The sequence below is a fragment of the Mesorhizobium sp. M7A.F.Ca.CA.002.04.1.1 genome (genome assembly GCF_004022805.1).
Classification (GTDB): domain Bacteria; phylum Pseudomonadota; class Alphaproteobacteria; order Rhizobiales; family Rhizobiaceae; genus Mesorhizobium; species Mesorhizobium ciceri.
On the sequence record NZ_RZPL01000062.1, the window covers coordinates 1 to 13,909 of the forward strand.

Sequence of the window (13,909 nt, forward strand, 5' to 3'; positions counted from 1 at the left end):
CCTTGCCTTCAACGGTCCGGCCGGCACGCCGATGACGATTGCCGATCATGCCGGCCAGACGGTGCTGCTCAATCTGTGGGCGACATGGTGCGCCCCGTGCCGTGCCGAAATGCCGGCGCTCGATGCGCTGCAGAAGGAAAAGGGCAGCGACGCCTTTCAAGTGATCGCCGTCAATGTCGATGCCGGCGACGATGTGAAGCCGAAGAAGTTCCTCAGCGATACCGGCGTCGCGACGCTTGGCTATTACCGGGATTCGACGATGGCGCTGTTCAACGACCTCAAGAAGCGCGGCCTGGCGCTAGGCCTTCCTGTCACCATGCTGGTCGACGGCGAGGGCTGCCTGATCGCCCATATGAACGGCCCGGCCGAATGGTCGGGGCCGGACGCCAGGCGGCTGGTCGAGACGGCACTCAAGCCCGAGAGCCTCTAGTCTAGCGTGTGGCTAGCGCAGGTGCCGGTGCGAAGGCCAGAACGCTTCTGTCGCGCAAGGTAGCGGGTTTGCTGCCGACAGCGGGTGCGACGACACCGGTCAGCTCGCCGAATTCTTCGATGAGAGCTGGCCTGCCGATATAATAGCCCTGGCCGATCTCGCAGGCTTCGGCGTCCAGGAATTTCAGTTCGCCGAGCGTCTCGACCCCCTCCGCCAGAACCGGCAGGCCGAGACCACGTCCAAGTCCCAGGACGGCGCGCACGATCGCCGCGACCTGGCCGTTCTTGTCGACCGACTTGATGAAGGAGCCATCGATCTTGATCTTGTCGAAGGGGAAGGCGCGGAGGTTGGAGAGCGAGGAATAGCCGGTTCCAAAATCGTCCATGGCCACGCGCACGCCCAGCGCCTTGACCTGCCGCAAGGTGGCCAGCGCCCGCGGCATGTCCTTGACAAGCGCCGTCTCGGTGATCTCAAGCTCGAGCCTGCCGGGCGCCAGGCCGGAATTCAGCAATGTTTCGTGGACCTTGCGGCTGAAATTCGTGTTGTGGAGCTGCACCGCCGAAACGTTGACGGCCACTGTCAGCGGATTTTCCCAGCGGGCGGCTTCCTCGCAGGCAGCCGTCAGCACCCATTCGCCAATCTGGCCAATGGCGCCGCTGTCTTCGGCCACCGGGATGAATATGGCCGGCGACACGTCGCCGCGAGTCGGATGCCGCCAGCGGACCAACGCTTCGAAGCCGACCATCTTTCCGCTGCTGATCTCTTTCTGCGGCTGGTAGACGAGATAGAACTCCTGGCGTGCGACCGCCTGGCGCAGTTCGTGCTCCATGACGCGCTTGTCGCGGGCCTCGGCCCCCATCGATGCTTCGAAATAACGGTAAGTGTCCTTGCCTTCGGTCTTGGCCCGGTAGAGTGCCGTATCGGCGTGGCTTATCAGGCTGGCCTGGTTTTCGGCATCCGACGGATACAGCGCAATGCCGATGCTTGCCGACACAAGGCCGCCGCCGACCGAGAGCCGGTTTTCCTCGCGCATGGCGGTCAGCACCGCGTTGGCGATACGGCCCGCCTCCAACGGGTCGGCCAGGTTCGGCGCGATGATGGCGAACTCATCGCCGCCCAGCCGCGCCACCATCTGCCCTGGACGAAGGATACCGGTCGCGCACTGCGCAACCTTCTGCAGCATGGCGTCGCCTGCGCCGTGCCCATACAGGTCGTTGACCTCCTTGAACCGGTCGAGATCAAGCAGCAGAAGCGCAAGCTGGCCGCCTTTCCTGGTCCGGACCATCGCAGCGATTTCCGTCTCCAGCCGGCCGGAAAAGCTGCGGCGATTGGCCAGTCCGGTCAATGGATCGAAATGGGCAAGCCGCAGGATCTCCTGTTCCGCCTTCTTGCGCTCGCGAATGTCGCGGACCGCGACCACGTTGTGCGGTTTGCCACAGTAGTCGATGCTCCTGGCGATCAGCTCGACAGGAATGCTCGTGCCATCGCGACCGCTCAATTCGGCCTCCTGCGGCTGTTCGCCGAAGCCCGAGATATCGGATCCGAAGAGATCGCCAAGCTGCATTCCGTTCAGGGTCGCTGTTGCTTTGCCCGTCAGTGCCGCAATGCTGTCATTGGCACTGATGATGCGGTTGCCGTCGCAGACGATCAGCCCCTCCACGGCGGCATTGGCCAGGCCGTGCATGCGGTCGACCTCGAGCTTCTGGCGACGGAAGCGCAAATCGATCCACAGCGCCGATGCCGACAGAACCAGGATCACCAGTGTGGCGGCGGCGGCCGCGAAAGCCTGCGAGGTCGGCTCGATCGTGTATTCGGATATGACGATCGAGGGATCGGGGAAGATCGAGACGGCACCCATCCCGATGAAATGCAGGGTGCAGATCGCCAGCGTCAGCAGCACCGCGCCGCCGGATGTCGCCTTCAAGGAGGGGCGGCGCTGCACGACACGCAGCGCCAGCGCCGCGAGCGTTACGCCGGCCAGCAGGGAAACGGCGACAAGCAACAGGTTCCACTCGATACGGCCCTGAACCTCGAACGCCGCCATGCCGATGTAGTGCATGGCTGCGATACCGCCGCCCAGCACGGCGCCGCCGACGAGATGATAGTCGAACTCATCCCGCAAGGTGGCGATCCACATGCCGGCTGCCGTCAAAGTGACCGAAGCAGCGAGCGAAAGCACGGAGAGTGCCGGATCATAGGCACTGGGTATGCCCGGTGTGAATGCGAGCATGGCGATGAAGTGCGTTGCCCAGATGCCAAAGCCGGTCGAAGTGGCCGCGATCATCAGCCAGGCAAGCCGGTTCCGATCTGTGGAACGGCTTATGTGCTGAAGCAGGTTGACAGCAGAGAAGCAGGAAATTCCGCAGATCAACGCGGCGAGTGCGACCAGTCTCAGATCATGTTCGTTGACGATACAATTGTAGACCGTCAGCATTTATTTCACCTGAGCTTTGGAAATAAACAGGGCAGCAGGATTGAGTAGCGCGTTGCCGTTGAGGGATCGATAAAGTCGGCTGCAACCTTGGCGTGTCTCTTCGGGTTGCTGCGGCTGCAATCAGGGCTGACACGCCGAAAGCCAGCTTGACGGTCCCGACGGTGGTTCCTGGCGCGCTTGTCGTCGCGCTAAGCCGGCTAACCGCATCGCTTCCCATGCCTCCAAGCGGAGACGAGCGTTGCGTCAGGTAAAGGGTGAAGTTCGTCGATCTGCAACAAAACCGTTGTCTGATTGTCATGAGCGACACATATTGCCTTCGCGGGAGTGCCCCCTTTCGCCAATGACAAACGGGAGATGAAACATGAAGTCCTTCGGCTTCGCGGCCGGTGTTGCCGCTACCTTTATGACGCTTTCCTCAACCTCCGCTTTTGCCGTCACGCAGATCAGTTGGTGGCACGCCATGACTGGCGCCAATGCCGAAGTCGTCGACAAGATCTCCAAAGATTTCAATGCCAGCCAGAGCGACTATGAGCTCGTTCCGGTGTTCAAAGGCACGTATCCCGAGACGCTGAATGCCGGCATTGCCGCCTACCGCGCGGGCCAGGCGCCAGACATCATCCAGGTGTTCGACGTCGGCACCGGCGTGATGATGGCGGCCGAAGGTGCCATCAAGCCCGCAGCCGATGTGTTGACCAGCGCTGGAATGACCTTCGACAAGAGCCAGTATCTGCCAGGCATAGTCGGCTATTATTCGAAGCCGGACGGCACCATGCTCTCCTTCCCCTACAACTCCTCCTCGCCGATCCTTTATTACAACAAGGATATCTTCAAGAAGGCTGGTCTCGACGTCGATAGCCCACCCAAGACCTGGAATGAAGTGTGGGAAGACGCCAAGAAGATCAAGGCGAGCGGCGCGGCCGCCTGCGGCTACACCTCGACCTGGCTGACCTGGATACATCTGGAGAATTTCGCGGCCTGGAATGACGTGTCATGGGCCACCCAGCAGAACGGTCTGGCCGGCGGCGATGTCGAGCTCAAGATCAACGCGCCGATTTTCGTCAACCATTTCCAGGCGCTGGCGGACCTCGCCAAGGACGGCACCTTCAAATATGGCGGCCGCACCTCCGAAGCCAAGCAGATCTTCCTTGCGGGCGAATGCGGGATCATGACCGAATCGTCCGGCGGACTTGGCGATATCGTCAAGTCCGGCATGAATTACGGCATTGGCCAATTGCCGTATGACAGCGACGCCAAGGGTGCGCCGCAGAACACGACGCCGGGTGGCGCCAGCCTGTGGGTTTTCGCGGACAAATCCGATGAGGAATACAAGGGCGTCGCGGCCTTCTTCGCCTACCTGTCGAAGACCGAGGTGCAAGAATACCTGCACCAGAAGTCGGGTTATCTGCCGGTAACGCTGGCGGCTTATGAAGCGACCAAGAAGTCCGGTTTCTATGACAAGAATGTCGGCCGCGAGACCCCGATCCTGCAGATGACGGGTAAGACGCCGACCGACAATTCCAAGGGCGTACGTCTGCCGAATCTGCCGCAGGTGCGCGATATCCAGAACGAGGAGTTCGAGAAGATGCTCGCCGGCCAGCAGACCGCGCAGCAGGCGCTCGACAATGCGGTTACGCGTGGCAATGCCGCGATCAAGGAAGCGCTGGGGAATTAGAGCGAGCGCAGGTCCTTGCTCTACGGCGCACCCATCTGTCCCGCCGGGCATCTCCCCTCGTGAGGGGAGTTTTGCCGTGCCTTGCGATTTCGCCAATGGTCGATGATGCCCAGTCCGAAACGCTCATCAAAGCCATCTTGGCGGAGAGGGGTGCCGCATGGTGCCCCCCGCCTCATCACCTCGGAGTGGCTCCGTGACCCCTCGCGTCGTGTTCCCCAACAAGGTCCTTCCCTACCTGCTTGTGGCGCCGCAACTGGCCATCACGCTCGTTTTTTTCTACTGGCCGGCCGGTCAGGCGTTCTACCAATCCATGCTCAGGCAGGATCCGTTCGGGCTGAGGACCAAGTTCGTCTGGTTCGCCAATTTCAGGAAAGTGCTTGCCGATCCGGCCTACCTGAACTCGATCAAGGTCACGGTGGTGTTTTCCCTTGCGACCGCTATCGTCGCCATGTGCGTGGCGCTCCTGCTGGCGGTCATGGCAGAGAAGGTGGTGCGCGGCAAAGGTCTCTACCGCACGCTCTTGATCTGGCCCTACGCGGTGGCGCCGGCGATTGCCGGTATGCTGTGGCTATTCCTCTTCAACCCTTCGATCGGGTCGCTGGCCTACATGCTGAGGAGTTTCGGCATCGCCTGGGATCCACTGCTCAATGGCACCCACGCCATGATCCTGCTGGTGTCCGCCGCTGCCTGGAAGCAGATCAGCTACAATTTCCTGTTCTTCGTCGCCGGCCTGCAGGCGGTGCCGAAAGCCTTGATCGAGGCGGCGGCCATGGACGGCGCCGGCGAGACCAAGCGATTCTGGACCATCGTCTTCCCGCTGCTTGCGCCGACGACCTTCTTCCTGCTGGTCGTCAACACCGTCTATGCCCTGTTCGACACGTTCGGCATCGTCCATGCCGTCACCGGGGGCGGTCCGGGCAAGACGACTGAGACGCTGGTCTACAAGGTCTACAATGACGGCTTCGTCAATCTGATCCTCGGTGACTCGGCGGCGCAGTCGGTCATCCTGATGATCATCGTCATCTCGCTCACCGCCATCCAGTTCCGCTATGTGGAACGCAAAGTCCATTACGGCTGAGGGCGAGCGATGATCGGCCAGTCACCGCTCCGCACCGTCATCGCCCACGCCATGCTGATCCTCGGCATATTGATCGTCGCCTTCCCGATCTACTACACGTTCGTTGCCTCGACGCAGACGCTGCAAACGATCCTCAGGCCGCCATTGCCGCTCCTGCCCGGCGATCAGTTCTGGAACAATTACAGCGAGGCATTGTTCGGCGGTGTCGGCCGCATCGGCGGCGTCAGCGTCGGCAGGCTGCTGCTCAACACGACGATCATGGCGCTCGGCATCGCGGTGGGAAAGATATTCATCTCGATCCTGTCTGCCTATGCGATCGTGTTCTTCCGCTTTCCGCTGCGCATGACCTTCTTCTGGCTGATCTTCATCACCCTGATGCTCCCCGTCGAGGTGCGCATCCTGCCAACCTACAAGGTGATGGTCGATCTCGGCATGATCGACACTTATGCGGGCCTGATCATCCCGCTGATCGCCTCGGCCACCGCCACGCTGCTGTTCCGCCAGTTCTTCATGACGATTCCTGGCGAATTGGTTGAGGCGGCGCGGGTCGACGGTGCGGGGCCGTGGCGCTTCTTCTTCGATATCCTGTTGCCGCTGTCGCGGACAAATATCGCGGCGCTGTTCGTCATCCTCTTCATTTATGGCTGGACACAGTATCTGTGGCCGTTGCTCGTCACCAACAGCAGCAACATGAACACGATCGTCATCGCGCTCAGAAAGATGGTCTCCTTCGCCGATGCCGATACGCAATGGCACCTGGTCATGGTTACAGCGATGCTGGCCATCGTGCCGCCGATCCTGGTCGTGGTGCTGATGCAACGCTGGTTCGTTCGCGGCCTGGTCGATTCCGAAAAGTGAGAAGCTGATGGCGACCGTCGATCTGAAGGATGTGAAGAAGGTCTACCCCAGCGGTTTCGAGGCCGTGAAGGGCGTTTCAATCGCGGTTCCCGACAAGGAGCTTTGCGTGCTGGTCGGCCCGTCGGGTTGCGGCAAGTCCACGCTGCTCAGAATGATCGCCGGGCTTGAAACCATCTCCTCGGGAACAGTTGCGATCGACGGCAAGATCGTAAATTCAACCGGTCCGACCGAGCGTGACATCGCCATGGTGTTCCAGAACTACGCGCTCTATCCGCATATGAAAGTCTACGACAACATGGCCTATGGGCTGCGCAACCGCGGCACGCCGAAAGATGAGATCGACAGCCGGGTCCGCGCGACGGCGAAAATACTGGAACTTTCGGCGCTGCTCGACCGCCGCCCGCGCGAGCTTTCCGGCGGCCAGCGCCAGCGTGTCGCCATGGGTCGTGCCATTGTGCGCAATCCGAGGGTTTTCCTTTTCGACGAGCCGCTTTCCAATCTCGATGCCAAATTGCGTGGCCAGATGCGCGTCGAGATAAAGAACCTGCAGCGCTCGCTTGGCGTCACGTCGGTCTATGTCACACATGACCAGCTCGAGGCGATGACGTTGGCCGACATCCTCGTCGTCATGAATGCCGGACTGGTCGAACAAATGGGGGCGCCGCTCGACGTCTACGAAAGGCCGGCCTCGACCTTCGTCGCTTCCTTCATTGGCGCGCCGCCGATGAATCTCCTGCCCCTTTCGCAAGGGCCGGCTGGTCCGGCGCTGGCTGATGGCAAGACGATTGAATTTGCGCCTGCGAACGCCGTCACGCTCGGCTTCCGCCCCGAGGATGCCGACGTCACCTTCGGGTCCGAGGCACCGTCCGGCGCGCTCATCCTGCCGGCGCTGGTCGAGGCAGTCGAACCGGTAGGCGCCGAAAGTTTCCTTCACTGCGCTGCAGGTGGCAGCAGGATCGTCGTGCGGGTCGCGGGTCGCGCCACCGCCACGGTTGGCAACCAATTGCGCGTGGTTGCCAAGGCAGAAAAGCTGCACTGGTTCGATCAGGCCGGAAAGCGCGTCGGCTAATCAGAAAGATATGCCTACGCTCCACCCACGCGGCGTTCAGGCGAAGACATGCGCCTTTCCCGATACAGTCAGCCGGACGATCTCGCCGACCGCCGGCGCGTCCATGCCCGGTTTGCGCAGGACCAGCGGCGTGTTGCCGATCGCTGCCGCATCGGGCGGATCGGCATTGTTCAAGAGCCGCACCGCGACCGTGCACATCGAGCCGGCGAATTCGGATTCCGTCACCTCGCCGAACAGCATGTCCGAGGTGCCGGACATACCCTCGCGCGACGTTCTCTTCAGCGCGATCTGCTCCGGGCGAAGCATGATGCGGGCGATATCGCGGCTGTCATGGGTGTCGACCGCGATGCGGCCGAGCGGCGAGTTGGCGAAGCCATTTGATATCTTGGCCGGCAGGATGATGGCGTCGCCGAGGAATTCGGCGATCATCCTGTCCTTCGGCTTGAGATAGAGCTCGCGCGGCGTGCCGATTTGCGAGAACTTGCCGTCGCGCATCACCGCGACCTGGCTGGCGAAGGACAGCGCTTCGGCCTGGTCGTGCGTCACCAGGATGGTGGTGATGCCGGCGGCCTCCAGAAGTTCGGCCACCGCCTTGCGCATCGAGGCGCGCAGGCCGGTATCGAGCGCCGAGAACGGCTCGTCGAGAAGCATCAGCCTGGGCTTCATCGCCATGGCCCGGGCCAGCGCCACACGCTGCTGCTGGCCGCCGGAAAGCTCGTGCGGGCGGCGTTTGAGGATCGCCTTGTCGAGCCCGACGATATAGGCGAGCTCGACGATGCGCTCAGCGCGCTTGTCCTCGCCGCGGCCCATGCCGAAACCGATATTGTCGCCAATGGTCAGATGCGGAAACAGGGCACCATCCTGCGCCACCACACCGATGCCTCGGCGATATGCCGGCACCGCAGCGCCGCCGTTGGCCAATATGGCACCGTCGAGCGTGATGTGGCCCTGGTCCGGAGCCTCGAAGCCGGCAATCAGCCGCAGCAGGGTCGTCTTGCCGCAACCGGAAGGACCGACGATCGCCGTGCGGCTGCCGCTGGCGACGCTGAGGTCGACGCCGGCAAGGGCCGCCACCGGGCCGTATTGCTTGTGCAGGCCGCTGATTTCGAGAAAGCTCATCGTCCGGCCATCCGTTTCGACTGGACATAGAGCAGCCAGGTCAAGGGCAGCGACATCACCACCATGATGAAGGCGTAGGGTGCCGCCGAGGCATAATCAATCTCGCCACTGTAGGACCAGAAAGCCATCGCCAGCGTGCGGGTGCCGTTCGGTGCCAGCATCTGGGTGGCGGTCAGTTCGTTCATGATGCCGAGCGCCACCAGGGCCATGCCGGCCGCGGCACCCGGCGCCGACAGGCGGATCGTCGTCGACCACAGCGCCTGCAGCGGCGGCCGGCCGAGGCTGGAAGCGGCGCGTTCGAGTTCGACCGGCGCCTGCGCGATCGATGCCCGCAGGCTGACCAGCGCGCGCGGCAGGAACATCAGCGCATAGGCAACCAGGATGGTGAACAAGGTCTGGTAGAGCGGCAGCGCGATGCGTACGGTGATGGTGACCAGCGCCAGTGCGATGACGACCCCGGGCAGCGAGCCGACGATGTAGTTGCAGCCCTCCAGAAGACGCTGCAATGGCCCCGGCGCGCGGATCGAGATCCAGGCCATCGGCATGGCGGCGACGGTGGCGAGCAACGCGCCGGCGAGCGCCAGGAACAGCGTCTGGCCAAGCGCCAGGCCGATCTCGTCCAAGCGCCAGACAGCGGCGCCGCCGGCGGCAAGCCAGCCGCCAATGGTGACGAACGGCACGCCGAGCGCCAAAAGCGTGATGACGACAAGCAAGAGCAGGCTAGGCAGGGTGGCGCGTCCGAGGCTTGTGCGTTGCTGATGGCGCGCCGCGCCGGAGCCGACACGGGCATAGCGCTCCTCGCCGCGCACCAGCACTTCGAGGCCGAGCAGCACGAAGCAGCAGCTGACCAGCACGCCGGCCAGCATGTTGGCGGCCGGTCCATTGAAGGTCGACTGGAACTGGTCGACGATCGCCGTGGTGAAGGTGTCGAAGCGGATGAAGACATAGAGGCCGTACTCGGCCAGCAGATGCAGGCCGACCAGCAGCGAGCCGCCGCAGATGGCGAGCCGCAATTGCGGCAGCACGACCCGCCAGAACACGCGCCGGGGCCCCAGGCCGAGTGCGGCGGCGGCGTCTTCCAGGGCGGGATCGAGACGGCGCAACGCCGCCGACACCGGCAGATACAGGAACGGGAAATAGGCGATCACGGAAACCAGCACGCCGGCCCACAGGCCGTGCAGTCCCGGCACCATGGTGACCCAGGCATAGCTGTGCACAAAAGCCGGGATGGCGAGCGGCGCCACGCACAGCCAGGCCCAGAGCCGGGCGCCCGGCAGGTCGCTGCGCTCGGTCAACCAGGCCAGCGAAACCGACAGCACGATGGTGATCGGCACCGAGAGCGCGACCAGCAGGACAGTGTTGACCAGAAGCTCGCCGACACGCGGCCGGAAGACCAGTGCCGAGACTGTTTCCCAGCCGGTCTGCACCGCGATCCAGATGATGAAGGCAAGCGGCACCAGCGCCAGCAGCGCAACGAAGATGGCGGCGAGGACCAGCCAAAGCGGTGCGCGTCGCCGAGCCCTTCGGCCTGTGCCCGAAGGCAGGCCCGAATGCGCGAGATCGACCGCGGACTGCATCAGGTCAGACGCCGTGCCGTTGCCGTCCAGCGGCAGCAATTGAAAGACCGCGATCGCGGTCGGGAACACAGCGTGTCGTCATCGACGAATGCCATCTCGAAAAACAAAATCACTCCCGCGGAAGGCGAATTCCCGCGGGAGCGTGGTCGGGTGTCCTTTTAGGACGAATGGCAACTAAAGCAAGCCGGCTGCCGTCATCAGATCGGTGACCTTCTTGGAGTTCAGCGTCGTGGCATCGACCTTCGGCGCCTGCAGATCGGCGAGCGGCACCAGCTTCGGGTTGGAGTCCGCACCCTTGCCGACCGCGTACTCGAAGGAATCGCCGGTTTTCAGCACGTCCTGACCGCCTTTGCCTGTCAGCCATTTCAGGAACGCCTGGGCTTCCTTCGGATGCTTGCTCGAAGCCAGCACACCGCCGCCGGAGATCGAGACGAAGGCGCCCGGATCCTGGTTCTTGAAATAGTGCAGCGCGACATTCTTGCTGTTTTCGCCGGTCTTGGCCTGATCGCCGAAATAGTAATAGTGATAGATCACGCCGCCTTCGATCTCGCCGGCATTGACCGCCTTCATCACCGTGCTGTTGCCCTTGTAGGCGGTGAAATTGGTTTTCATCGCCTTCAGCCAGTCGGCGGTAGCGGCTTCACCTTTGAGCTGGAGCAGGGCGCTGACGATGGCCTGGAAATCGGCGCCCGAGGGGGAGGCGGCCCAACGGCCTTTCCAGCTCGGATCGGCGAGGTCCAGCATCGACTTGGGCAACTGGTCGGCAGTCAGCTTGGTCTTGTTATAGGCAAAGACCGTGCTGCGCGCGGCAACGCCGACCCATTTGCCGCTGGCCGGCTGATAGTCCTGGGGAACCTGCGCCAGCGTGTCCGCGTCGACCGGCGCGAACAGGCCGGCGCTTTCGACCAGCGCCATGGCCGGTGAGTTTTCGGTCAGGAAGACGTCTGCGGGCGAAGCAGCGCCCTCGGCGACGATCTGGTTGGAGAAATCGCTGTCGCCGCCATTGCGCACGGTGACCTTGATGCCTGTTTCCTTGGTGAAGCCTTCGGCCCACGCCTTGGTCAGGCTTTCGTGCTGGGCGTTGTAGACAATGATGCCATCCTCTTCCGCCTTTGCCGGACCGGCGATGAGGCTGATTGCCAGCGCGGCGGCGCCGGCGAGGGTGGAAAGAGCGTATTTCATGGCATTGTCCTCGATTTCGGGGGTCCTGGGTCTGTCACGGCTGCACCTATCGATACATGACAGCTATAGTCAACATTGTTGATGTGCGTCAATCGGTCGCTGACGTGCAAAGGTCGGTGCCGAACGGACAATTCCGCGTGATGCTCACGGTTCGGCGGTGCCGCAAACTTTCGTGATTTGCCGACAGTTTGGCTTGGACATTATTTCGCCGGCCACGTAACAAATCAGCGCCGAGACGCGAAAATCGGGGAGTGAACTCTTGTGAGCGGCAAGGACGAGGCCGAACTTTCCCGGCTGATGCGGGCCGCGATCGCGGGAGATGAAAGGGCTTACGCCGACTTTCTGCACCGGATTGCCGCGCTGGTTCGCGGTTTTGCCAGGCGCAAGATCGTGCAGGGCGGGGTCGATCCCGAGGATGTCGTGCAGGAAACCTTGCTGGCCATTCATGTGAAACGGCATACCTGGCGTCAGGATGCGCCGGTGTTGCCGTGGGTCTATGCGATTGCCCGCTTCAAGCTGATCGATGCGTTCAGGCGGCGCGGACGGCGCATCGAGATCGACGTCGACGATATCGCCGAGACGTTCGCCGAGCCGGAAACCGAGACCGTCAGCGAGCGCGACATCAACCGTGCATTGGACGGTCTGTCGCCGGCTCAGCGCTCCGTGGTCTCGGCCGTGTCGGTGGAAGGGCGGTCCATCGGCGAGACGGCGGCAAAGTTCGGCATCAGTGAGACGGCGGTGCGGGTGTCGCTGCATCGCGGACTTGCCGCGATAGCCAAGCGATTCGGGCAGGGGCGGTTCGGGCGGGAATGACATGAGAACGGACGATCTCATCAAGGCGCTGGACGCCGATGCAACCAGCAAGGCGATGCCGCTGCAATCGGCCTGGTGGCTGGCCGCCGGTGCGGCAGCGGTGATCGCGGCCGTCGTTTTCCTGCTGACCATCGGCCCACGCCCGGATTTCATGGCGGCCGCGCACACGATGCGCTTCCTTTCCAAATTCGTTTTCACCATCGTGCTTGCCGTCAGCGCCTTCGCCCTGATCCGCGCCTTGTCGACACCGGGTGCGTCGACGGGCCGGGCGATGGTTGGGATGGCTGCGGCGCCAGTGCTGGTAGCCGTGGCGGTGGTTCTGGAGCTTTTCATGGTGCCGGAGGCGCTGTGGGGAACCAAAATGGTCGGCTCCAACATGATGATCTGCATGGCTTTCATCCCGCTGATCGGCCTCGGTCCGCTTGCCATCTTCCTGTGGATGCTGCGCTACGGGGCGCCGACACGGCCGGTGCTTGCCGGTGCGGTGGCAGGCCTGCTCGCCGGCGGGCTGGCGGCAACCTTCTATGCCGCCCACTGCTTCGACGATTCGCCGCTTTTCGTCGCCACCTGGTACACGATAGCCATTGCAGCGCTCGCATTGCTTGGCGCGCTCGGCGGACGGTTTTTCGTGCGCTGGTAGCGTTGCGCCACGCTCGCCCGCTCGCGCATACCGATCCTTAATCATGCCGGCAATTGTTTGCCGGTTAGCGATGGCACCGGAATGCCTGACGCAACCTTTCCTTAAAATCGATCCGCCAAGGTTGAGGCGAGAACATGCGTTTGCGCACGGGGGTGGCACGTATCGTGATGCGGCGAGGATTGACCAGCCGAGAATCTCTTGGGCGTGCAGGGCTGGCGTTGCTCGTCGCCGGCCTGGGCGTGCTGGCGGCCTCGATCCTGCTGTCGCGCCTGGACCTGGGCACCGAAGCCTTGAAACTCTGCCTGCAGATCGCGATGGCAGTGGCGGCGGGCGCGCTGTTCCTCGCCGCCCTGTCCACCCGCAGGATCAGCATGGATCGCCAACAGATCGCCGAGAGCGAGCTGCGCTTCCGCCGCGCCATGGAGGATTCAGCGATCGGTATCGTCGTTGTCGGTCTCGATGGGCGCATCCGCCAGACCAATCCGGCCTTCGCGGCCATGCTTGGCTACACAAGCGAAGAGATCGAGACGCTGACTTTCTTCCAGATCACGCATCCCGACGACCAGCAGATCGGGCGGGAGACGATGGACGATCTGAAGGCGGGCACGGTCAATTCCTTCCATTTCGAGAAGCGCTATCTCCGCAAGGACGGAACGCCCGTCTGGGCCCATCTTGCCGGTTCGGTCATTCGCGATGAGACCAGCGGCCGCCCGCTCTATCTCGTCTCGCAAATCGAGAACATCGACGCTCGCAAGCAGGCCGAGGCGCGCATTGCCGAAGCGGAAACGCGTTGGAATTTCGCGCTCGCCGGCGCCGGCCAGGGCGTCTGGGACCTCGACATGCGCAAGGGCGGCACGACCTATTCCTCGACCTGGGTCAAGATGCTGGGCTATGCGGATGGCGAGCTCGATGGCGACACCGACCGCTGGCTGACGATGATCCATCCTGATGATCGCGAGACTGTCGCCGAAGCGGATCGCGCTCATCTCGAGGGCAAGACACCGTTCTTTGAGGCCGAGTTCAGGATGCGCCACAAG

Annotated in this window: 12 protein-coding genes; 8 read left to right on the forward strand and 4 right to left on the reverse strand. The window is 62.9% G+C overall.

Features of this window, described 5'->3' with window-relative positions:
* The coding region (locus ENZ75_RS05500; RefSeq protein ID WP_164887738.1) for a TlpA disulfide reductase family protein at positions 1-430 on the forward strand (430 nt) is incomplete at its 5' end.
* A 1-nt stretch (position 431) separates the two neighbouring features.
* On the opposite strand, the gene ENZ75_RS05505 is transcribed toward ENZ75_RS05500, so the two are convergent.
* Positions 432-2,864, reverse strand: coding sequence for an EAL domain-containing protein (locus ENZ75_RS05505; RefSeq protein WP_063169084.1), 2,433 nt, complete (start codon positions 2,862-2,864; stop codon positions 432-434).
* A 361-nt stretch (positions 2,865-3,225) separates the two neighbouring features.
* Here ENZ75_RS05505 and ugpB point away from each other — a divergent pair, with 361 nt between their 5' ends.
* The 4 genes from ugpB to ENZ75_RS05525 all read left to right on the forward strand — a co-directional run bounded on the left by ugpB (position 3,226) and on the right by ENZ75_RS05525 (position 7,541).
* A complete protein-coding gene (ugpB, locus tag ENZ75_RS05510) occupies positions 3,226-4,536 on the forward strand; it encodes a sn-glycerol-3-phosphate ABC transporter substrate-binding protein UgpB (protein ID WP_013529413.1) in 1,311 nt (436 codons plus the stop codon).
* A gap of 157 nt (positions 4,537-4,693) precedes the next feature.
* A complete protein-coding gene (gene ugpA, locus ENZ75_RS05515; RefSeq protein WP_050580468.1) occupies positions 4,694-5,614 on the forward strand; it encodes a sn-glycerol-3-phosphate ABC transporter permease UgpA in 921 nt (306 codons plus the stop codon).
* A gap of 9 nt (positions 5,615-5,623) precedes the next feature.
* Positions 5,624-6,472 (forward strand): sn-glycerol-3-phosphate ABC transporter permease UgpE, encoded by an 849-nt coding sequence (gene ugpE, locus ENZ75_RS05520; protein WP_013529415.1) that lies wholly within the window; start codon positions 5,624-5,626, stop codon positions 6,470-6,472.
* A gap of 7 nt (positions 6,473-6,479) precedes the next feature.
* The gene (locus ENZ75_RS05525; RefSeq protein WP_024503776.1) at positions 6,480-7,541 is read left to right on the forward strand and encodes a sn-glycerol-3-phosphate import ATP-binding protein UgpC; all 1,062 of its coding nucleotides are present in this window, start codon (positions 6,480-6,482) and stop codon (positions 7,539-7,541) included.
* A gap of 36 nt (positions 7,542-7,577) precedes the next feature.
* Here the strand turns inward: ENZ75_RS05525 and ENZ75_RS05530 are convergent, their stop codons facing one another.
* From ENZ75_RS05530 to ENZ75_RS05540, 3 genes are all read right to left on the reverse strand, one after another.
* A complete protein-coding gene (locus ENZ75_RS05530) occupies positions 7,578-8,660 on the reverse strand; it encodes an ABC transporter ATP-binding protein (RefSeq protein WP_013529417.1) in 1,083 nt (360 codons plus the stop codon).
* A complete protein-coding gene (locus ENZ75_RS05535) occupies positions 8,657-10,237 on the reverse strand; it encodes an iron ABC transporter permease (RefSeq protein WP_063170345.1) in 1,581 nt (526 codons plus the stop codon). Before ENZ75_RS05535 ends, ENZ75_RS05530 begins: the two co-directional genes overlap by 4 nt.
* Positions 10,238-10,411: 174 nt before the next feature.
* Positions 10,412-11,419 carry an iron ABC transporter substrate-binding protein gene (locus ENZ75_RS05540; RefSeq protein WP_013529419.1) on the reverse strand — a complete coding sequence of 336 codons (1,008 nt, stop codon included), beginning with the start codon at positions 11,417-11,419 and terminating at the stop codon, positions 10,412-10,414.
* Between the two features lie 261 nt (positions 11,420-11,680).
* Here ENZ75_RS05540 and ENZ75_RS05545 point away from each other — a divergent pair, with 261 nt between their 5' ends.
* The 3 genes from ENZ75_RS05545 to ENZ75_RS05555 all read left to right on the forward strand — a co-directional run.
* A complete protein-coding gene (locus tag ENZ75_RS05545) occupies positions 11,681-12,232 on the forward strand; it encodes a sigma-70 family RNA polymerase sigma factor (protein ID WP_013529420.1) in 552 nt (183 codons plus the stop codon).
* Between the two features lies 1 nt (position 12,233).
* Complete coding sequence (locus tag ENZ75_RS05550) at positions 12,234-12,872, forward strand: NrsF family protein (protein ID WP_013529421.1); 639 nt, start codon at positions 12,234-12,236, stop codon at positions 12,870-12,872.
* A 134-nt stretch (positions 12,873-13,006) separates the two neighbouring features.
* Positions 13,007-13,909: PAS domain S-box protein (locus ENZ75_RS05555; RefSeq protein ID WP_128277949.1), on the forward strand; the 903-nt coding region annotated here is incomplete at its 3' end.